The organism is Streptomyces sp. NPDC059740, from assembly GCF_042733155.1.
Lineage (GTDB): Bacteria > Actinomycetota > Actinomycetes > Streptomycetales > Streptomycetaceae > Streptomyces.
In genome coordinates, this window is the sequence record NZ_JBHWGP010000012.1 from 31,294 (window position 1) to 50,879 (window position 19,586).

Annotated in this window: 16 protein-coding genes, 1 pseudogene and 1 riboswitch; of the genes and pseudogenes, 7 read left to right on the forward strand and 10 right to left on the reverse strand. The window is 75.6% G+C overall.

The window, feature by feature from the left end; all coding sequences use genetic code 11:
- Positions 1–77: 77 nt before the first annotated feature.
- The 3 genes from ACFV3R_RS16610 to ACFV3R_RS16620 all read right to left on the reverse strand — a co-directional run bounded on the left by ACFV3R_RS16610 (position 78) and on the right by ACFV3R_RS16620 (position 4,031).
- Positions 78–1,475, reverse strand: coding sequence for a GNAT family N-acetyltransferase (locus ACFV3R_RS16610; RefSeq protein WP_385582362.1), 1,398 nt, complete (start codon positions 1,473–1,475; stop codon positions 78–80).
- A 168-nt stretch (positions 1,476–1,643) separates the two neighbouring features.
- Positions 1,644–3,224, reverse strand: coding sequence for an alkaline phosphatase D family protein (locus tag ACFV3R_RS16615; RefSeq protein WP_385582365.1), 1,581 nt, complete (start codon positions 3,222–3,224; stop codon positions 1,644–1,646).
- Positions 3,225–3,368: 144 nt separating this feature from the next.
- A complete protein-coding gene (locus tag ACFV3R_RS16620) occupies positions 3,369–4,031 on the reverse strand; it encodes an aspartate/glutamate racemase family protein (protein ID WP_385582368.1) in 663 nt (220 codons plus the stop codon).
- Positions 4,032–4,273: 242 nt separating this feature from the next.
- Here ACFV3R_RS16620 and ACFV3R_RS16625 point away from each other — a divergent pair, with 242 nt between their 5' ends.
- From ACFV3R_RS16625 to ACFV3R_RS16635, 3 genes are all read left to right on the forward strand, one after another.
- Positions 4,274–5,014 (forward strand): GntR family transcriptional regulator, encoded by a 741-nt coding sequence (locus ACFV3R_RS16625; RefSeq protein WP_385582371.1) that lies wholly within the window; start codon positions 4,274–4,276, stop codon positions 5,012–5,014.
- A 191-nt stretch (positions 5,015–5,205) separates the two neighbouring features.
- The gene (locus ACFV3R_RS16630) at positions 5,206–5,670 is read left to right on the forward strand and encodes a hypothetical protein (protein ID WP_385582376.1); all 465 of its coding nucleotides are present in this window, start codon (positions 5,206–5,208) and stop codon (positions 5,668–5,670) included.
- A gap of 169 nt (positions 5,671–5,839) precedes the next feature.
- Positions 5,840–6,757 (forward strand): aminoglycoside phosphotransferase family protein, encoded by a 918-nt coding sequence (locus ACFV3R_RS16635; protein ID WP_385582378.1) that lies wholly within the window; start codon positions 5,840–5,842, stop codon positions 6,755–6,757.
- A 76-nt stretch (positions 6,758–6,833) separates the two neighbouring features.
- Here the strand turns inward: ACFV3R_RS16635 and ACFV3R_RS16640 are convergent, their stop codons facing one another.
- Positions 6,834–7,991: an ROK family protein gene (locus ACFV3R_RS16640; protein WP_385582381.1), complete on the reverse strand. Its 1,158-nt coding sequence runs from the start codon at positions 7,989–7,991 to the stop codon at positions 6,834–6,836.
- Between the two features lie 393 nt (positions 7,992–8,384).
- Between ACFV3R_RS16640 and ACFV3R_RS16645 the strand changes: the two genes are divergently transcribed.
- Together ACFV3R_RS16645 and ACFV3R_RS16650 are read left to right on the forward strand one after the other, a co-directional pair.
- Positions 8,385–8,930, forward strand: a complete 546-nt coding sequence (locus ACFV3R_RS16645; protein WP_385582384.1) for a hypothetical protein — start codon at positions 8,385–8,387, stop codon at positions 8,928–8,930.
- Positions 8,931–9,149: 219 nt separating this feature from the next.
- A complete protein-coding gene (locus tag ACFV3R_RS16650; RefSeq protein WP_385582856.1) occupies positions 9,150–10,511 on the forward strand; it encodes a hypothetical protein in 1,362 nt (453 codons plus the stop codon).
- A 127-nt stretch (positions 10,512–10,638) separates the two neighbouring features.
- Here the strand turns inward: ACFV3R_RS16650 and mug are convergent, their stop codons facing one another.
- The 5 genes from mug to ACFV3R_RS16675 form a co-directional block, all read right to left on the reverse strand.
- Positions 10,639–11,202, reverse strand: coding sequence for a G/U mismatch-specific DNA glycosylase (gene mug / locus ACFV3R_RS16655; RefSeq protein ID WP_385582387.1), 564 nt, complete (start codon positions 11,200–11,202; stop codon positions 10,639–10,641).
- Positions 11,203–11,215: 13 nt separating this feature from the next.
- Entirely contained in the window at positions 11,216–12,649 is a 1,434-nt protein-coding gene (gene purB, locus ACFV3R_RS16660) for an adenylosuccinate lyase (protein WP_385582390.1), read from the reverse strand.
- 63 nt (positions 12,650–12,712) lie between these two features.
- Complete coding sequence (locus ACFV3R_RS16665; RefSeq protein WP_385582393.1) at positions 12,713–13,522, reverse strand: SGNH/GDSL hydrolase family protein; 810 nt, start codon at positions 13,520–13,522, stop codon at positions 12,713–12,715.
- Between the two features lie 51 nt (positions 13,523–13,573).
- Complete coding sequence (locus ACFV3R_RS16670) at positions 13,574–14,596, reverse strand: hemolysin family protein (RefSeq protein WP_385582395.1); 1,023 nt, start codon at positions 14,594–14,596, stop codon at positions 13,574–13,576.
- The gene (locus tag ACFV3R_RS16675) at positions 14,593–16,002 is read right to left on the reverse strand and encodes a hemolysin family protein (RefSeq protein ID WP_385582398.1); all 1,410 of its coding nucleotides are present in this window, start codon (positions 16,000–16,002) and stop codon (positions 14,593–14,595) included. The genes ACFV3R_RS16670 and ACFV3R_RS16675 overlap by 4 nt, the downstream gene beginning before the upstream one ends.
- 194 nt (positions 16,003–16,196) lie before the next feature.
- On the opposite strand from ACFV3R_RS16675, the pseudogene ACFV3R_RS16680 reads away from it, so the two are divergent.
- Positions 16,197–16,613: pseudogene (locus ACFV3R_RS16680) on the forward strand (GNAT family N-acetyltransferase); the annotation flags it as partial.
- A gap of 490 nt (positions 16,614–17,103) precedes the next feature.
- Entirely contained in the window at positions 17,104–18,435 is a 1,332-nt protein-coding gene (locus ACFV3R_RS16685) for an MFS transporter (RefSeq protein ID WP_385582401.1), read from the forward strand.
- 333 nt (positions 18,436–18,768) lie between these two features.
- Here the strand turns inward: ACFV3R_RS16685 and ACFV3R_RS16690 are convergent, their stop codons facing one another.
- Positions 18,769–19,281, reverse strand: coding sequence for a C40 family peptidase (locus tag ACFV3R_RS16690; RefSeq protein WP_385582404.1), 513 nt, complete (start codon positions 19,279–19,281; stop codon positions 18,769–18,771).
- Between the two features lie 3 nt (positions 19,282–19,284).
- A riboswitch (cyclic di-AMP (ydaO/yuaA leader) is annotated at positions 19,285–19,467 on the reverse strand.
- Between the last annotated feature and the right edge of the window lie 119 nt (positions 19,468–19,586).

A 19,586-nucleotide genomic window follows, 5' to 3' on the forward strand; every position in this document is an offset into this window, starting at 1 on the left:
CCTGGTACGCCGGGCCCGGCCGCGTCACCCCGCCCCGCACCCGCGGGCCACGCGGCCCGGCCGGGCCCCTGCGGCCGTCAGCCTCCGGTCGCGGTGCGGTCGGCCCCCGCGGCGCCCGGGGCGGTGGGCACGGCGGCGGGGCGCGCGGTGACCACGAGGGTGCCCTCCTCGATCTGGTAGTCCAGCGGCAGCCCCAGGCTCCGCATCGCCGCCACCATCCCGGTGTTGGACGCCTGGGTCACCGCGTACACGCTGGTGCTGCCGGTCTCCGCGGCCATGGCCATCAGCCGGCGCAGCAACTGGGCCCCGACGCCGCGCCGCTGCCAGGCGTCCTCGACGAGCAGCGCCACCTCGCTCTCCTCGCCGTCCCACAGCAGGTGCCCGAGCGCCACCACCCGGCCCGAGGCCGTCTGGGCCACCAGGGTGCGGCCGAAGCGGGGGCTCAGCAGGTGGTCGAGGTAGCGGTCGGCGTCACCCACCGGTCCGTGGTAGCGCATCGTCAGCGTCGCCTCGGAGCACCGCTCGTGCATCTCCCGGGCGGCGGCCAGGTCGGACGGGCCGGCCCGGCGCACCACGATCGGACTGCCCTCCGGCAGCGTCAGCACGTCCCGACGCGGCGGGACCCGCCGGCCCAGACGGGCGTCCAGGTCCAGCAGTGCCCGCACCCGCGCGAACTCCGTGGGGGTGAAGGGCAGGTAGGGGCGGGTGACGGTGAGCGTGCCGCCCGAGGGGTCCGGCAGCGTCATGGTGTGCTCCGCCAGGACGCCGTCGGGGGACGCGGCCGGGCCCTGGGACCGCCCGTCCAGCCCGTGCGCCGGGACGGAGCGGATGGTGCACCGGCCCAGCAGCTCACGAAGGGCCCGCGGCAGCTCGGCGGTGTCCAGGGCGGTGCGGGTGGCCATGCCCAGCACCCGGGTGGGCGCGTCCACCAGGTCGTGGGCGTCGGCCCGCTCCAGCCAGGTGTCACGGCCGCCGGCCGCCGCCACGGCAGCGGTCAGGTGGGCGGGGGAGAGGTCGGCGGGCACCCGCAGCGCGAACTCGTCGACGGTGGCGTCGGAGAGCGGGTGCGTCTGGAGGCTGAGGATGTCGACCCGTCGTGCGGCGAGGGCCGCGCACAGCACGGCCAGCGTCCCCGGTTCGTCCCGCACGGTGGTGCGCATCCGCCACAGCGCCGTCGACCGCTCACCGTCCGCGGGGGCGGCGGGGGCCGGCGCCGCGGCGCCCGTATCCGTACCCGGGGGGGCCTTCTCGCGCCGTCGGGACCGGTGCGTCCACCACACGTGGCCCGCCGCCGTCGCCAGCAGCGCCGCGGCCGCCGCGCAGAGCAGCACCGGCCCCCACGGGTCGTGCGCGACGGTCGCCGCGACGCACTCCGCGACGGCGACGGCGGTGAACAGGGCGGCCAGCTCGACGAGGTCGCGGCGCCAGTGGTGCCGGCGGGCAGCCGGCGCGGAAGTCGTGTCAGTCCCAGTCATACCGACAGCTTCGCCGACGGGTGTTGCCCGGCCGCGAACGCCCTGTGTCCTTCGGGTAAAAGGGGCGGACCGCCGGCCCGCGGGGGCCCGCGGTGACCGGGCCCGCAGACCCGTGGAAGGGGCGACCCGGAGGGCCCCCGGCGGTGGACCGGCCGCGCCGCCGCAGCCTCAGGCCGGCTGCCCCACCAGCCCGGGCTGCAGCACCTTGGTGAACAGCACCCGGCCGTCGTCCGCCCGCAGCCGCACCGTCATCTCCCCGCTCGCCGCCGCCACGTCGATCTCCCCGAAGTACTGCGGCGCCTCCATCGGTGAGACGTTCGACCGGCTCGGGGCCGCAAGGAACCGCTGCTCGCAGCCGAACGTCGCGTCCAGGGCCGTCGCCGGGAAGCCGCCGGCGTTCAACGGACCCGAGACGAACTGCCAGAACGGCTCGAAGTCCGCGAACGCCGCGCGTGACGGGTCGAAGTGCTGCGCCGCCGTGTAGTGCACGTCGGTGGTGAGCCACACGGTGCCCGTCACCCGCCGGTGCTTGACGAAGCGCAGCAGGTCGGCGATCTGCAGCTCCCGCCCCAGCGGCTGCCCCGGGTCACCCTGCGAGACCGCCTCGAAGTCGCTGTCCCCGTCGGCGACCACCAGCCCCAGCGGCATGTCCGAGGCGATCACCTTCCACGTGGCCCGGGAGCGCGCCAACTCCTTCTTGAGCCAGCGCAGTTGCTCCTCGCCCAGGATGCCGCGGGGGTCGGAGGTCTGCCGGTCGGGGGAGTTGGCGTCCCGGTAGGTGCGCATGTCGAGGACGAAGACGTCCAGCAGCGGCCCGTAGCGCACCACCCGGTAGACGCGTCCGCTGCCGTCCCGGCGCAGCGTGCGGATCGGGAAGTACTCGGCGAACGCCCGCCGGGCGCGGGCCGCCAGCACGTCCACCCGCTTCTCGGTGTAGGCGGCCTCGTCGAGGATCTCGCCCGGGTACCAGTTGTTGTGCACCTCGTGGTCGTCCCACTGCGTGACGGTGGGCAGTTGGGCGTTGAAGCGGAGCAGGTTCGCATCCAGCAGGTTGTAGCGGAAGGCGCCGCGGTAGTCGGCGAGCGTCTGCGCGACATGCGCCTTCTCGGGGGTGGTGACGTTGCGCCACACCCGCCCGTCGGGCAGCGCCACCGTCTCGGGGACGGGGTTGTCGGCGTAGATGTGGTCGCCGTTCATCAGGAAGAAGTCGGGGTCGCGGCGGCGCATCGCCTCGAAGACGCGGTAGCCGCCGATGTCGGGGTTGATGCCGAAGCCCTGCCCCGCGAGGTCGCCGGACCAGTGCATCCGCAGCACGTCACGGCCGCGGCGGCGGTCGGGTGCGGTGCGGAAGGTGCCGGTCACCGGCTCCCCGGTGCGACGCGGGTCGTCGGGGTCGCTCAGCACCACGCGGTAGTGGATCTGCTCGCCCGGCGGCAGGCCCGTCAGCGAGGTGACGCCGGTCAGGTCCGACTCCGGCCCCAGCAGCGGCCCGTGCCAGGTACGCGGGTTGCGGAAGGACTCGGTGGCGGCGGTCTGCACCGTCATCCGGGCCGGCCGGTCCGCACGCACCCAGACCAGGCCGGAGGTGGTGCTCACGTCCCCGCTCTGCACGCCCCACGCGGCGCGGGGCCGCCCGGAACGGGCCTGTGCCGGCGCGGCCGTGCCGAGCACCGGAACCGTCAGGGCGGCCGCAGCCGTCCCCCGCAGCACCGACCGCCGACCGACCCCCGCACCCAACCGCTGCCCCATGTCGAAACCTCCGCCCGTCCGCCGGTCCACGAGCCGGAACGGCCCGCAGACGATGTTCGTACCGAACGGCGGTGCCCGGCGGGAGAACGCGCGGTGAACGACGGGTACCCGGCCGCGTCCTGCGACCCACGTCGTGGCGGACCGTCAGGCCCGGTGCGCCGCCCCGCCGAGTGCGGCGACCGCCGCCCGCAGCCCGGTCCGGGGGCTGGCGAGCACCGGGACCGCGGCCTGCACGCGGTCGGCGACCGGGGCGGTGGACGCCTGTGCCAGGACGATGGCGTCCGCCTCGCCGCTCGCGTCGACCTCGCGCACCACGGCGGCGACGGCGTCGAGATAGCCCTCCTGCTCCCCGCGCGCGAACAGCGGCCACGCCTCCTCGTGGACGTGGGTGCGCACCCGCACCTCCCGGCCTGCCCGCGCCGCCTCCTGGCGGATCAGCGCACTCGTCGGCCCGACCGTGCTCGACTGCGTGGCCACCACGGCGACGCGGGGGCCCGCTGCCACGGCCGCCGCCGCCATGGGGCGGTCCACCCGCAGCGTCACCGGCGTCCCGCCGTGCGCCGCCGCCTCCTCCGCCACCGAACCGATGGTCGAGCAGGTGCACAGCACCGCCCCGGCCCCCTGGTCGCGGGCGAGGGCGAGCAGCTCGGCGAGATCCGCGGCCACCGCCTCCGGCCCCTGATCCCGGGCGCGGTCGAGGAGGCCGGGGCGGACCAGGTGCCGCAGTTCCACGCCGGGCGCCTCCTGCGCCAACAGGGAGTCAAAAACGGGCACATGAGCGTCGGAGGTGTGGATCGCGAGCAGCATCTTCGCAGGTTAGCGAGGGTTTTCGGCGGGGCGGAAGGACCGGTCCACCCCTCGGACGGCCCGCCCCGCCCCGGGCGCCCGGCCGTGCCGGCACCCCGAGCGCTACGCATTGGTCTTGACCAAGTGGCGGCGGCGGTCCTATCGTCGTCGTGATAGTGCAAGAACCTTTAATAAAGAAGTGCTCGTATCCCCGGTGCGGGCACGCCGGCCCGGCCGGGCGAAGGTCATCGCGGAGGATCAGGGTGGGGACGACGCAGCTCGAGACGGTGCCCGAGCCCAAGTACTGGCACCTGAAGACAGTGCTCAGTGAGGCGCTCGACTCGGAGTTCGCGGTGGGGCAGGTCCTGCCCAACGAGCGTGACCTGGCAGCCCGGTTCGGCGTCGCCCGCGCGACGCTGCGCCAGGCCCTGGAGCAACTGGAGCTGGAGGGCCGCCTCCAGCGCCGCCGGGGTGTGGGCACCACCGTCGCGCCGCCCCGCGTCACCGTCTCCCTCGACCGGACCGAGCGGGTCTGGCCCGGCGGCCCCGAGGACGCCTGGCAGCCGGTGGACGCCACCGAGACCGACGAGGTCCCCGCTGCCGTCGCCCGCCTCCTCGACGAGCCGGGCACCGTGCACGTCGTGCGGCGGCTGCTGGTCTCCTACGGCCAGCCCGTGGCCGCCGAGCTGCTCTACGTCCCCGTCGACCGGCTGCCGGGCCTGTCCCGCATCGCCGGCGGCAGCGACGCCACGCGTGCCCGAGCCGTCCTGCGGGAACTCCAGCACCTGGAGTGCGAGGGGCAGGACCGCGCCGTGGAACTGGGCTCCGCACGGGCCGAGGACGCACGCGAGCTGGACCGTCTGCCGGGCGCACCCGTCCTCGTGGTCACCACCCGCTACCTGAGCGCGAACGCCGTCGCCGCGGTGGCCGTCTCCACCTACCGGGCCGACACCTGCCGCCTGGGGTTCGGCGACACCGACCCCCAGGCCGCGCTCGCCGGCTGACCGTTTCGCGCAGGCACCGCCGGGCCACCGGGCTGGCCACGGGCCGCCCGGGCAGCCGGTGACATTCGGCGCCCACCGGTCGCAGCTGCCTCCCGCAGGCAGTGCCGGTCATGGGCCGGGCGGCCGTTGCACGAGGACTCCCGCGGCCCGACTCCTGCCCGGCAGGCTCCACTTGTGCTGAGATCTGCACCATGACCGATGCGTGTGAGGGGACCGCGACGGCCTCCCCCGGCGAGCTGCCGCGCGGCCCCGCGGGCCGTCTGCTCGCCGAGGCCGAGCGGCTGCGCAAGGAAGCGCGGCGGATGACGACGCTCGCCGACCGGCGCGCTGCCTTCTGGGCGATCGCCGACATCGCCCTGGGCTTCCCCGCCGCACTCCTCGCCGCGGTGTCCGGCGCGGCGGGCCTGGCCACGGCGGATGCCCGCACCCCGGCTGCGCTGCTGGCACTGGCCTCCGCGGGACTGTCGGCAGGCGCCGGGTTCCTCCGCAGCGGCACCAGACGGACAGGGCACAAACGCGCGCGAAGAGCGTGGGCCGCACTGGAGGGCGAGGCCACTCTCGCGGTGACGCGGGAACAGGTCGACCAGGAGTCGCTCCGCCGCCTGTTCGAGATGCGGCAGGCCGCGCTGGGGGCCTACGAGGGCGAGGAGTCCTGATCGCCCGTGCCGGCGGCTGACCCGGTCCGTGCGGGTGCACCGGCCGGTGCTGCCGCCCCCGCACGCCGGCCCCCGAACGACCCGCGCGGACGTGGACGGGTGGCCAGCCGTCGGGTGCGGCAGGCGCGATCCGAGAACCGGGTGGGCCGATTCCCCTACCGTTGCCCTCATGGCGGCCACCGAGACGGAGATCACCGAGGGCCTGATCCGGGACCTCCTGCGCGAGCAGCACCTCGACCTGGCGGACCGCCCCCTCAAACTCGGGGCACTCGGCTGGGACAACCAGGTGTGGCGGCTGGGTGACGACCTCGCGATCCGGATGCCCTGGGCCACGGAGTCCGCGGACGTGCTGCTGCGCAAGGAGCACACCTGGCTGCCCCTGCTCTCCGAAGGCCTCCCACTGCCGGTCCCCGCCCCGCAACGCCTCGGTGAGCCCTCCGAGCGCTTCCCGCGGCCCTGGCTGGTCACCACCTGGGTACCGGGCGAGCCCGCCGACCGCGCCCCCGCCACCCGCCCCGCGGAGGCCGCCGCCACCCTGGCCGCGTTCCTGACCGCCCTCCACCGCCCCGCCCCCGAAGGGGCACCCGACGGCGGGCAGCGCGGCGGTCTGCTGGCCGACACCGCGGAAGGGTTCACCGCAGGGCTCGCCTCGGCCATCGAACGGGGGCTGATCCGCAGCCCGGAGGCCGTCCGCGCGGTCTGGGAGGATGCCGCCGCCGCCCCGCAGTGGGCAGGCCCGAAGGTCTGGCTGCACGGTGACCTGCATCCGGCCAACGTCCTGACCACGAACGGCACCTTCTCCGGTGTGATCGACTTCGGCGACCTCTTCGCCGGCGACCCGGCCTGCGACCTCGCCGCCGCCTGGATCCTGCTGCCGGACGGCGCCCTGGACCGCTTCCACAAGGCCTACCGGCCCGCCCCGGACGCCGCGACCCTGCGCCGCGCCCGCGGCTGGGCGGTGCTGGGCGCCCTCGGCGGCATCCACGTCGGGGACGCCGGGGTCCACGGCCGGCCCGGGGGCAAGCCGACCTGGGGACCGCCCGCCCATGCCGCGCTGCGACGCCTCACTGCGACGCTCCACCGGTGACGGAGAGGCTCACCCCCCGGGCCCGGCTCGAAGCCCCCTCCGCCGCGCCGTACCCAGCTCCGAGCGGCCCCCGCTCTCACCGACGGGCCGTCACCGTCTGCTCCACCGCGAACAGCTCCGCCTCCACGTGGTCCAGTGCGAGCCGCAGCGCCCCCGTCGCCACCGCCTCCTCGCCGAGCAGCGACAGGGCGACCTTCGGCGGGCGGAGGCAGAACCGGTCCAACTCACTGCGCAGCGGCTCCAGTACACCGTCGAGCCCGGTCGCCCAGCCGCCGACCACCACAACCTCCGGGTCGAGGGCGAGGACCAGCGCCGCCACGTCGTGCACCAGCCGCGACACGAACCGGTCCACGGCATGACGGGCCTGGGAATCGCCGCGGCGGGCGCGGGCGAAGACCCGGGCCACCTGCGCCTCGTCCAGGGGCGCCAGCGGACGGCCGGTGGTCGACAGCAGGTCCTCCGGCTTGTCCTCCTGACCCAGCAGGTGCAGGGCGCCGATCTCGCCCGCCGCCCCGCCGAATCCCCGGTGCAGCCGGCCGCCGATCAACGACCCCGCCCCCGGGCTCAGGCCGGCGAGGACCATCACCACGTCGTCGGAGTCGGTGGCCGCCCCCTTCCAGTGCTCGGCCACCACCGCCGCGTTGGCGTCGTTCTCCACCAGCACCGGGCAGCGGAAGGAGCGCCGCAGCCGGTCCCCGAGCGGCAGCCCCGTCCAGCCCGGCAGTGCCGTGCCCAGCCGGACCGTGCCGTCCTCCTCGACGATCCCGGGGCTCCCCACCCCGACCGCCCGCAGCGAGGAGCGGGACACGCCCGCCCGGCGCAGCAGTTCGGCCACCGTGGTGCGCACCCGTTCCAGTCGCCTGTCGGCGGAGTCCAGCTCGGAGACCGACCGGTGCCCGGACGCCACCACGCGCCCGCTCAGGTCCGCCAACAGCGCGGTGACCCGGTGCGGGCCGATCTCCACGCCCAACAGGTGCCCGGCCTCAGCCCGGAAGCGGAACCGGCGGGCGGGCCGCCCCTGGCGCCGTGCCTCACCCTCGTCGGCCGGCACCTCCGCGACCATGCCGGTGTGCATCAGGCCCTCCACCACCCCCTCGACCGTGGGCCGGGAGAGGCCGGTGACCTGCACCAGGCCGGTGAGGGTGGAGGTCTCCGCGGCGCGCAGGGCGTGCAGCACCACAGCGGAGTTGATACGTCGCAGCAGGGAGGGGTCCCCGCCGGTTAGCCGCCCCAACGTCGTACTCCCTCACTTGGTGCTTCCGGGAGCCGCTCGCCGTCCCGCCCGGGGCGTGGCCGCCACACGGTGCGGCGCTGCCGTACAGCCCGCCGACGGCGCGGCCAGGGCTCCCCGGCGGCTCGCAGCGCGCGGCGGCATACCCCGCGACCTGCGCGAACGCGCGCGGTGAACGGTCTCCTTGGGCGGATGGTAGCGGCTGGGACGGTGGGCGGCGACCCCTCGCGGAAGCGCTGTGGCGGCCTTCACCCGTGCCCGTCCTCGCCCTCTCCCTGCCCGCCACGGCCCGGAACCCCCTGCCCGGGCCCGTCGACCGGTCCCGGCACCGCCGTCTGCGGGCGGGACGACATCGCCGGGTGACGTCCTGTCAGTAGGCGGGTGTTGACTGAAGCCATGGGACGTTCCGACCACCGCCCGCCGCACCTCGCCCCGACGCAACCCCCGCCCCTCTCCCTCCCGCACCCCAGGACGCGATGGAGCCGTCCCGGGGCCCGCGCCGCACCGGACCACGCCTCGCGGGTCCGCGAGTTGGCCGCCGCGCCCGCTCCCGCCCCGGGAGGCCCACCGGCGGGCGGCCCGGCGCAGGTGATCGTGCTGCGCGACGGGGCGGAACTCCTGGACGCCGACGAGGCCGAGGTGGCTGCGGCGGCGGAGGACCTCGCGGCCGAGTGCGACGCCCTGGTGGCCGCCCTCTCCCGGGAGTGGGGCCGGGCCCTCCCCGTCGACCTCCGCGGCCACCTGGAGCGCGTGGCGCGCGGCGAACCCGTGCCCGCCCCGCTGGACGTCCTGAGCGGCGAGGTGGCCCTGCTCCACGTCTGGCGCACCCGGCCCGCGCGGTGGGTCGGGGTGGGCACCGCGGAAGCCCGCCCCGGTGTCCCGCCGCGTCTGCTCGCCTGCGCCGGGGCGGGGGACCGGCCCACCGGGGCGGCCGGCCGCTGAGCCGGGGTCCGCCGGCCCGGCGGGCACGCAGCCGACGCCCTCCGTTCACCCGCGGGTCACCGAAGTCGCCCCGCACCTTCGCCGGTCGGGTGCAGGCTCCCGGCGCCGACACCGCAGCGACCCGGAAGGTTGTGGCCGATGCCGCCCACCCCCCGTACCACCGACCCCACCGCCCGTCTCCGGCGGGCCGGTTCGGGCCTCACCGCGTCCACCGCCCTCATGGCCGCCGCGCTCGCCGCCACCACCTGGACGTCCTCGTCCGCCCCGGCCCGCGCCGCCGACTACGGAACGCCCCGCATCAGCCTCTCCACCCCCTACCTGTCGGGGGCCGTCGGCGGGACGCGGGACCCGGTCGTCACCGTCACCGTCTCGCAGAGCGGCGCAGCCGCCGCCGACCTGAGCGTGGACGTCTCCGCCGCCAGCCGGCCGGCCGTGGCGGGCCCCGAGGACGTCGCGGTGGCCGGCACCGCCACGACCCGCACCCTCGCCGTCACCCCGCGGGCCCGCGGCTACAGCGACCTGACGGTCCGGGTGACCGGCCTCGGCGGCAAGAGCGCCACCACCAGGCTGCACTACGCGGCCTCCGCGGCGGTCGTGGGCGCCGCCGACACCCGGTACCTCACCGGTTCCTCCGACGCCTCCGCCGCCGTGGACGTGGGCGACGGCCACACCCTGGTCGCCGACGACGAGAGCAACGTGCTGCGGCTGTACGGCCCGGACGGCGGCGCCCCGGTGCGCACCTTCGACGTCGGTGACGCCGTCGGCGCCGAGAAGGAGATGGACCTGGAGGCCGGTGCCCGGGTCGGCGACACCGTCTACTGGACGGGGTCCATGGGCAACAACAAGGACGGCGAGTACAAGCCCGACCGGTCCACCCTCCTGGCCACCACCCTCACCGGCTCCGGGGCCGGCACGCGGCTGACCGTCGCGGGCTGGTTCAGGGACCTCCGCGCCGACCTGGTGCAGTGGGACGAGGACGAGGGGGACCGCTACGGCTTCGCCGACGGCACGGCCGACGGCCGGATCCCGAAGGAGGTCGACGGGTTCAACGTCGAGGGCCTGGAGTTCCTCCCCGGCTCCACCACCACCGCCTACGTGGGCTTCCGCGCCCCGCTCGTCCCGCCGCGCGACGGCGGCAAGGCGCTGCTGGTGCCCGTGACCAACATGTCCGCTCTCGTCGACGGCGAACCGGGCGACGGGCACGCGCACTTCGGGACGCCCGTCGAACTCGACCTGGGCGGCCTCAGCGTGCGCGACATCCGGCGCGACGCCGCCGGCCACTACCTCGTGCTCGCCGGCTCCTGGTCGGCCGACGACAACAGTGCGCCCTACGCCCTGTACTCCTGGGACGGCGACCCGGGCCACGCCCCGGTGCGGCGGCTGACCCTGCCCACCTCGGACTACGGTGCCTGGGAGGCGATTGCCAGGACCCCGGACGACGCCGGCGCCCCGGGTGCCCGCGTGCAGCTGGTCACCGACGACGGCGAAGCCGACCTGTACGGGGACGGCACGGCGGCCAAGGACCTCGAACACGAACAGTGGCAGAAGTCCCGGGCCACCTGGTTCGGCCTCGGCGGCTGAGGATCAGCCCGAGGAGCCCCCGCCCGGGCAGGGCCGCCGGGCCCGCGCCCGGGCCTCGCCACCCGGTCGGGGCGGTCGGCGTACGGCAGCCGACGCGTCGAGCCCGACGAGCGCCGCCGGCCCGCCGTCACCGGCCGGCCGCGCCGCCCCCCTCGAACGCCGCCGCACGCAGCCGCCCGTACTCCTGCGCCAGCGTCTTCGGCGTCCAGTGGGCGTTGAGGCCACTGGGGTTGGGCAGCACCCAGACGTGCGCGCCGCCCACCGTCCGCTCCTGGGGGCCGATCGCCGCACGGCGCTCACCGAACGCCGTGTGGTAGGCCCCTATGCCGCAGACCGCCAGCCAGGCCGGCCGCCACCGCTCGACCCGTTCGGCCAGCAGCCGGCCGCCCTCGCGGTACTCCTCGTCACTGAGCTCGTCCGCCCGAGCGGTGGCCCGCGCCACGACGTTGGTGATGCCCAGGCCGAAGCGCGGCAGCTCGTCCTGCTCCTCGGGACGCAACCGGCGCGGGGTGAACCCGGCAGCGTGCAGGGCCGGCCAGAACCGGTTGCCGGGCCGGGCGAAGTGGTGCCCGGCGGCGGCCGACGTCAGGCCGGGGTTGATGCCGCAGAACAGCACCCGCAGCCCCGGCGCGAGCACGTCGGGGACCAGCCTGTCGCGGGCGGCCTCCAGTTCCTGCGCGGTGAACGCCATGACCGGCCCGGCCTCAGAGGATGGAGCCCGGCGTGTACGCCGCGGCGGCCGGGTGCTTGCCCACGACCTCCTCGACCCGCGCGACGACGGCGGCGACCTGGTCCGCGGCGGCGCCGGTGAAGGAGAGCCGGTCCGCCATCAGGGCGTCCAGCCCGGCCCGGTCCAGCGGGATGCGGGAGTCGGCCGCCAGCTTGCCGAGCAGTTCGTTGCGCTCCGCACCCTGCTCGCGCATGGCCAGCGCCGAGGCGACCGCGTGCTCCTTGATGGCCTCGTGCGCCACCTCGCGCCCCACGCCGGCCCGCACCGCACCCATGAGGACCTTGGTGGTCGCCAGGAAGGGCAGGTAGCGGTCGAGTTCGCGGGCGACGACGGCGGGGAAGGCACCGAACTCGTCCAGGACGGTCAGGAAGGTCTCCAGCAGGCCGTCGAGGGCGAAGAACGCGTCGGGCAGGGCCACCCGGCGCACCACCGAGCAGGAGACGTCGCCCTCGTTCCACTGGTCGCCCGAGAGCTCACCCGTCATCGAGGCGTAGCCGCGCAGGATCACCATCAGGCCGTTGACGCGCTCGCAGGAGCGGGTGTTCATCTTGTGCGGCATCGCCGAGGAGCCGACCTGGCCCGGCTTGAAGCCCTCGGTGACCAGCTCGTGGCCGGCCATCAGGCGGATGGTCTTGGCCAGCGACGAGGGCGCGGCGGCCAGCTGCACCAGCGCGGTGACCACGTCGTAGTCCAGGGAGCGCGGGTAGACCTGGCCGACCGAGGTGAAGGCGCCCTCGAAGCCGAGGTGGGCGGCGACCCGCTCCTCCAGCTCCGCGAGGCGGCCGGTGTCGCCGCCGAGCAGGTCCAGCATGTCCTGCGAGGTGCCCACCGGGCCCTTCACACCGCGCAGCGGGTAGCGGCCCAGCAGGTCCTCCAGCCGGCCGTAGGCCACCAGCAGCTCGTCGGCGGCGGTAGCGAACCGCTTGCCCAGCGTCGTGGCCTGCGCCGCCACGTTGTGGGAGCGGCCCGCCATGACCAGCTCGGCGTGCTCGCCGGCGAGACGGCCCAGGCGCGCGAGTACCGCCACCGCACGGTCGCGGACCAGCTCCAGCGACAGGCGGACCTGGAGCTGCTCGACGTTCTCGGTGAGGTCGCGCGAGGTCATGCCCTTGTGGACGTGCTCGTGGCCGGCGAGGGCGTTGAACTCCTCGATGCGCGCCTTGACGTCGTGCCGGGTGACCTTCTCCCGCTCGGCGATGGAGGCGAGGTCGACCTGGTCCAGGACGCGCTCGTAGTCGGCCAGTGCCTGCTCGGGCACCTCGACGCCGAGGTCCTGCTGGGCGCGGAGCACGGCGAGCCAGAGCCGGCGCTCCAGCTTCACCTTGTGTTCGGGGGACCACAGCACGGCGAGCTCGGGGGAGGCGTAGCGGCCGGCCAGGACGTTCGGGATGCGGGGCTTGGCAGTCACGTGGCCAGAGTCTACTTGGCGATAAACGCAGCTCCCCGCCGTCCCCGGGCTCGTAGGAAGCTACTAGAGCCGGTACGGCTCACCGGCCGCCCGGGCGGGTTCCAGCGGCAGCAGCTCGGGGCGCTTGGGGGCCCGGCCGTCACCCGAGGAGCGGCCGGTCAGCCGCCGCCCGATCCACGGCAGCAGGTGCTCCCCGGCGAACCGCAGGTCGGCGGTGCGCCGCGCCACCCACCCCACCGGGACGGAAGTGCCGAGCGGAGCCCGCCAGTCCTCCTCGGCCGGCAGGCCCAGGGCCTGCCACACCGCCTCGGCCACCCGCCGGTGCCCCTCCGCGTTGAGGTGCAGCCGGTCGACGCCCCACAGCCGCGGGTCGGAGAGCACCGGGGCGCCGAAGAGGTCGACCAGGACCGCGTCGTGCCGCTGCGCCACCTCCGCCAGGTGCGCGAAGAGCGCCTCCATCCGCGGCCGCACCCGCTCCAGGACCGGGCCCTGCCGGCCGGGGCTGCGCATCAGCACCAGCTGTCCGCCGCCGGCGCTCAGCCGCTCCGCCGCCTCGTCCAGGAGCCCGCACACGCGCCCCAGGTCGCAGCGGGGGCGCAGGACGTCGTTGAGGCCGCCGACGAGCGTCACCAGGTCGGCGCCCATCGCCGCCGCCGGGCCGGTCTGCTCCGCGACGATCTGGCCGATCAGCTTGCCGCGGACCGCCAGGTTGGCGTAGCGGAAGCCGGGCGTGCGGGCCGCCAGGCGGGCGGCGAGCAGGTCGGCCCAGCCCCGGTAGGTGCCGTCGGACAGCTCGTCCGACATGCCCTCCGTGAACGAGTCGCCCACGGCGACGAGGCTGCGGAACCCGGTGTACGTGGCATCTTTCTCCATGGCGCCTCGGATCCTATCCACCGCGACCGACCCGCCCGTGCGCGGGCCGCCCTACCCGGCGGCGGGCTGCTGGAGGACCAGCTCCCGCAGCACGTCCTCCATCGTCACCAGGCCGGTCAGCCGGCCGTCCTCCCCGGTGACGGCCGCCAGGTGGGTGCGGGAGGCGCGCATCGCGGTGAGGACGTCGTCCAGCGGCGTGACGGCGCGGACCCGCGCGATCCGGCGCATCGACCCCACCGGGAACGGCCGGTCGCGCGGCATCGCGTCGAGGGCGTCCTTGACGTGGAGGTAGCCGACGATGCGCTCGTGGGCGTCGACGACCGGGAAACGGGAGAAGCCGGTCCGGGCCGACAGCCGCTCCAGGCCCTCCGGCGTGACCCCGACCCGCGCGGCGACCACCCGCTCCAGCGGCAGCACCACGTCGCGCACCGGGCGGTTGCCCAGCTCCAGCGCGTCCCGCAGCCGCTCGGTGGCCCGGGCGTCGAGCAGGCCCGCATCGCTGGAGTCGGCCACCATCTGCGCCAGCTGGTCGTCGGAGAAGCTGGCCGAGACCTCGTCGCGGGTCTCCACCCGCAGCAGGTGCAGCAGCCCGTTGGCGAAGGCGTTCACGGCGAAGATCACCGGTCTGAGGACGCGGCTGAGCGCCACCAGCGGGGGGCCGAGGAGCAGCGCGGTGCGCACCGGTTCGGCCAACGCCACGTTCTTCGGCACCATCTCGCCCACCAGCATGTGCAGGTAGGTCGCGAGCGAGAGCGCGAGGACGAAGGCGACCGGGTGCACCAGCGAGCCGGGCACCCCCGCGGCGTGGAAGACCGGCTCCACCAGGTGTGCGATGGCGGGCTCGGCCACCGCCCCCAGCACCAGGGTGCACAGGGTGATGCCGAGCTGGGCGCCCGCCATGAGCGCCGAGAGGTTCTCCAGCCCCCACAGCACCCGGTGCGCCCGGCGGTCGCCGCCCTCCGCGTGCGGCTCGACCTGGCTGCGCCGGACCGACACCATCGAGAACTCCGCGCCCACGAAGAAGGCGTTGGCCACCAGTGTCAGCAGGCCCGTGAAGAGCTGGAGGAGGATCACCGGCCCGCCTCCCCGCGCGGTTCGTCCGCCGGGGCCCCGGGCGTCCCGTGGCGGCGGGCCCGCACCCCGTGCCGCCCGGATCCCGGCTCGGGATGGGCGCCGGCAGCCGGCGTGGTCAGCACCACCCGGGCGGCCCGGTGGCCCGAGGCGTCCTTCACCGCGAGCCGCCAGCCCGCGACCTCCAGCCGGTCACCGGCGGTGGGGATGCGGCCCAGCTCGGCCGCGACCAGCCCGGCCAGCGTCTCGTAGGGGCCCTCCGGCGCGCGCAGCCCGATGGCGGCGAGCTGGTCGGTGCGGGTGGCGCCGTCCACCTCGTAGAGCCGCCGCCCCTCCGCGTCGGTCCCGGCCGGCACCAGTCCGGGGGCCTGGAGTGGGTCGTGCTCGTCGCGCACCTCGCCGACCACCTCCTCGACGATGTCCTCCAGCGTGACGACACCGGCCGTGCCCCCGTACTCGTCGACGACCACGGCCATCGTGCGGCGGGCCGAGAGCCGGTCCAGGAGCCGGTCGACGGTGAGCGTCTCGGGGACGAGCAGGGGCGGCCGGACGAGGTCGGTCACCCGGCGCCGGGGCCGCTCGGCGGCGGGCAGCGCGAGGACGTCCTTGATGTGCGCGACGCCCACGACGCTGTCCAGGCTCCCCCGGTAGACGGGGAAGCGGGACAGGCCGGTGGCCCGGGTGGCGTTGGCGACGTCCTCCGCGCTGCACTGCGCCTCCAACGCGGTGACCTGCACCCGGGGGGTCATGACGTTCTCCGCGGTGAGGTCCTGGAGGTTGAGAGTGCGGACGAAGAGCTCGGCGGTGTCCGCCTCCAGCGTGCCCTCGCGCGCGGAGTGCCGGGCGAGCGCCACCAGCTCCTGGGGGTTGCGGGCAGAGGCCAGCTCCTCGGTGGGTTCCAGGCCCATCCTCCGCACCACCCGGTTGGCGGCGTCGTTGAGGTGGCTGATCAGCGGGCGGAAGGCGGTGCTGAAGCCGCGCTGCACGGCGGCCACGCGCCGGGCGACCGTCAGCGGGCTGGAGATGGCCCAGTTCTTCGGCACCAGCTCGCCGACCACCATCAGCACCACGGTCGAGACGGCCGTGCCCAGTACCAGCGCCACCGACTCGGCCACCGACCGGGAGGCCCCGGCCGCCCTGATCGGCCCGGTGAGCAGCTTGGCGAGCGAGGGCTTGGAGATCATGCCGATCACCAGCCCGGTCACGGTGATGCCCAGCTGCGCCCCGGAGAGCTGGAAGGTCAGACCGCGCACGGCGCGCAGCGCGCTCGCCGCGCCCCGCTCGTCCCGCTCGACCGCGCGCTCCAGCTCGCTGCGTTCCACGGTCGTCAGGGAGAACTCCGCCGCGACGAAGACACCGCACGCCAGTGTCAGGAGCACGGCCAGCAGCAGGAGCAGCAGCTCGGTCATCGCCTCACCTCCGTCCCATGATCGAACAGTTCCGCCGGCTTCGCGCCCGCTTCGGCCCTCCCGCTCCACGGCGGATCCGGCAGCAGGGTGACGGGCGGCGCCGGGCTGCGGGGACGGCTGCGGCCGCGCGGGGCGCTCCGGGCCCGCCCGTAACCCCGGTGCCGACACCCCCTCAGGTCTGCTGGAATGCGCACATGACCGCACCGCACATACGCCCCGCGCGCACCGACGAGGCCCAGGCCGTCCTCGACTTCTGGCGGACCGCCGCCGAGGGGACGAGCATCAGCGACGACCTCGACGGCGTGCTCGGCCTCCTCGCCCGCGATCCCGGGGCGCTGCTGCTGGCGGAGAGCGAGGGCCGCCTGGTCGGCACCGTCATCGCCGGGTTCGACGGCTGGCGCTGCTCGCTCTACCGCCTCGCCGTGCTCCCGGCCCACCGGCGCCGGGGCGTGGCCACGGCGCTGCTGCACGCCGCCGAGCGCCGCTTCGCCGCCCTGGGCGGCCGGCGGGTGGACGCCATGGTCCTGGAGGAGAACCACGCCGGCCGGCAGGCCTGGTCGGCGTCCGGCTACCAGCGGCAGGACCACTGGCGCCGCTGGGTGAAGGGCCTGACCCCGCAGGTGGCGGGCGAGGAGGGGGCGACGCACTCGCCGCTGGACACCGCGGCGGTGGCGGCGCACTCCGGCCGGGCGGGCGGGGACACGGCCGACCGGCCGGGGCGGTGACGGCCCAGCCGCCTCCATGGTCCCCCGCTGCCTGCCGGACGAGGTGTGACCCACGTCATGCCGCCGGGCCGCCCGGACGCCGCAATGCACGCGACCGGGACCCGACTCCCCGAAACCGTAGGGGTGCAGACCGCCTGTCCACCGGCAGGTGGCCAGCTGCCACTGGAGGTGATGTGTCCGCGTTCGAGGCAATCGTTCCGGTGGGGGTGGGCGACGAGGCCCGCTGTGGCGTGGGGGAGCGGCGCCCCGCGCCCTAGACTGGCCTCTCGGCCGCGTCGACGCGGGCCCGCCCGGGCGGTCGAGACCCCGGCGCGAGCCTGGCCAGCGCCGTCGGACGGCCCAGCATCCGAGACCGTACCGACGGAAAGCCCCGCGCATGCCTCCCCATGACCCCGCCGCCACGGCCGTCCCCCTCGCCCCCGCAGAGCCGGTCGGCCCCCGGACCGGCGGTGACGACGTACCGGAGTCCCGCGAGGCCCGGCGCTACGCCCGCAAGGCGGTGCTGGCCTCGGCTGCCGGCTACGGCCTGGAGGGCTTCGACCTCCTCATCCTCAGCTTCGCGCTGTCGGCGGTGGCCACCGGACTCCACCTGAGCACCGCACAGGCGGGCTCGCTGACCACCGTCACCCTCGTCGGCTGCGTCGTCGGCGGGCTGGTCTTCGGCATGCTCGCCGACCGGCTGGGGCGCGTGCGGGTCCTCAGCTGGTCGATCGTGGTGTTCGCGGTCTTCACCGGCCTCACCGCGCTCTCGCAGAACCTGCCCGAAATCGCGGCCAGCCGCTTCGTCGCCGGTATGGGCATCGGCGGCGAGTTCGGCATCGGCATGGCGCTGGCCGCCGAGGCCTTCCCCGCACGCAAGCGGGCCCGCGGCACCTCCTACGTCGGACTGGGCTGGCAGGCGGGGGTGCTGGCCGCCGCGCTCGTCTCCGGCCCCGTCATCGGTGCCTGGGGCTGGCGCGCACTGTTCGCCCTGGGGGTCGTGCCGGCGCTCGCCGCCTTCCTCTTCCGCCGCACCATGGCGGAGCCCGCCGCGTTCACCGAGGCCCGCCGCGCCCCGCGCCCCGCGACGGCCCCGTTGCGCACCCTCGTGGCCACGCCTGCCGCCCGCCGCGCCAGCATCGGCGTGCTCGTGCTCACCTCGGTGCAGAACTTCGGCTACTACGGCCTGATGACGTGGCTCCCCAGCTACCTCTCCCAGCAGTTCGGCTACAGCCTCACCCGGTCCGGTGCCTGGACCGCCGTGACGGTCCTCGGCATGGCCGCAGGCATCCTCGCCTTCGGGCACCTCGCCGACCGCATCGGCCGGCGCCCCACCTTCTGGATCTTCCAGGCCGGCTCGGTCGTGGCCGTCCTCGCCTACGCCTCCCTCACCAGCCCGGCCGCACTGCTCGTCGGCGGCGCGGTGATGGGTGCCTTCGTCAACGGCATGACGGGCGGCTACGGCGCGCTCATCGCCGAGCTCTACCCCACCCACGCCCGGGCGACCGCGCAGAACGTGCTGTTCAACCTCGGGCGCGGGGTGGGCGGCCTGGCGCCGCTGGTCGTCGCCCTGGTGGCCGGCAGCTGGGGCTTCCAGCGGGCCATCGCCCTGCTCGCCGTCATCTACGTCCTGGACATGGCGGCCATGCTGCTCATCCCCGAGCGCAAGGGGGCCGCGCTCGGCGACGAGGACCTCGGAACGGCGGCAGCGGCTACCGGACGCGGCTGACCGGAACCGCCGGACGGCTCCCCGGCCCGGCCTTGCGGCCCGTCACTGCTGCCCCGTCCCCGTGGTGACCTGCCGGGCGGACGAGCCGCGCAGGGGCTCCGCCCGCACCACCGGCAACTCCCCGGCCGCGGCCGGGGAGAGCCGCGCCGGTACCGGACCGGCAGCCCGGTGCCGGCCCTCCGTGCCGCCTTCGTGAGCTGCTGCGCGCGAGGCCCCGGGCGCACCGTGCGGTCCCGGGACAGGCCGCGGTGGTGCCGGGCGTGCGGGGGGCCGCACTGCTGCTGGGGGCCGTTCCCCGCCAAGGGGGCGGGAGGCCTCGGCTCCCTCGGGAGGTCACTTCACCCGGCCGTAGCTGACCTGGTGCGTCCAGATCCGTTCCAGGCGCACCACGGCGCCGGTCTTGGGGGCGTGCCAGATCCGGCCGTGCCCGGCGTAGATGCCCACGTGGTAGACGGAGCCGCCGGAGTGGAAGAAGACCAGGTCGCCCGTCCTGCGCGCGGCGCGCGCGACGTGGGCGGTGTGGCGGTACTGCTGCTCCGCGGTGCGGGGCAGGGAGCGGCCGGCGTGCCGGAAGGCGTAGAGCGTCAGCCCCGAACAGTCGAAGGCCCGGGGGCCGGTGCCGCCCCAGCGGTAGGGGGAGCCCTTCTTGGCCGCGGCGACCTGCAGCGCCTTGGCCGACACGGCGGTGACCGCGGCCTGCGAGGTCTGCGAGGTCTGTGCGGCCCGGGCCGGTTGTGCGGCCTGGGCCTGGCCCGGGGCGAGCACGGTGGCGCCGACCGTGGCCAGCGCCATCGCCGAGACGGTGCCGGCGCGGGCGAGGAGGGAGGAGGTCTGGTTCGCGGACATGGGGGACCCTTCGTCAGCCGCCTGCGAAGGTGGACCTGTCGGGTTCGGGCTGGCGAAGTTGCCCGGCCGTCCGAGAACGGCTTCACCCCAAGGGGCCCTCGGCCTTCCGGCTGTCGGCCCCGTCTTGCCTGGGTCCTCCGCTCCTGCCGTACGAACTGCTCGACCTGGATCCGGTGCGGCGGCAGGACTCGGCGTCCGTCCGGACCGCCCCGCCGCTGTGGCGAGGGCTTGGTGTCAGCGACCAATTTGCCCGCTTTCACCAAATTCTCAGCAGTTTGTGACATTGATCACGTTTGGGCTGGACG

Bases quoted from the DNA above. Each gene is read 5' to 3' on its own strand.
- ACFV3R_RS16610 (WP_385582362.1), bottom strand. From the start codon at position 1,475: ATGACTGGGACTGACACGACTTCCGCGCCGGCTGCCCGCCGGCACCAC.
- mug (WP_385582387.1), bottom strand. From the start codon at position 11,202: ATGGCGTTCACCGCGCAGGAACTGGAGGCCGCCCGCGACAGGCTGGTC.
- ACFV3R_RS16635 (WP_385582378.1), top strand. From the start codon at position 5,840: ATGGCGGCCACCGAGACGGAGATCACCGAGGGCCTGATCCGGGACCTC.
- ACFV3R_RS16685 (WP_385582401.1), top strand. From the start codon at position 17,104: ATGCCTCCCCATGACCCCGCCGCCACGGCCGTCCCCCTCGCCCCCGCA.
- ACFV3R_RS16665 (WP_385582393.1), bottom strand. From the start codon at position 13,522: ATGGAGAAAGATGCCACGTACACCGGGTTCCGCAGCCTCGTCGCCGTG.
- ACFV3R_RS16690 (WP_385582404.1), bottom strand. From the start codon at position 19,281: ATGTCCGCGAACCAGACCTCCTCCCTCCTCGCCCGCGCCGGCACCGTC.
- ACFV3R_RS16645 (WP_385582384.1), top strand. From the start codon at position 8,385: ATGGGACGTTCCGACCACCGCCCGCCGCACCTCGCCCCGACGCAACCC.
- ACFV3R_RS16630 (WP_385582376.1), top strand. From the start codon at position 5,206: ATGACCGATGCGTGTGAGGGGACCGCGACGGCCTCCCCCGGCGAGCTG.
- ACFV3R_RS16620 (WP_385582368.1), bottom strand. From the start codon at position 4,031: ATGCTGCTCGCGATCCACACCTCCGACGCTCATGTGCCCGTTTTTGAC.
- ACFV3R_RS16615 (WP_385582365.1), bottom strand. From the start codon at position 3,224: ATGGGGCAGCGGTTGGGTGCGGGGGTCGGTCGGCGGTCGGTGCTGCGG.
- ACFV3R_RS16650 (WP_385582856.1), top strand. From the start codon at position 9,150: ATGGCCGCCGCGCTCGCCGCCACCACCTGGACGTCCTCGTCCGCCCCG.
- ACFV3R_RS16675 (WP_385582398.1), bottom strand. From the start codon at position 16,002: ATGACCGAGCTGCTGCTCCTGCTGCTGGCCGTGCTCCTGACACTGGCG.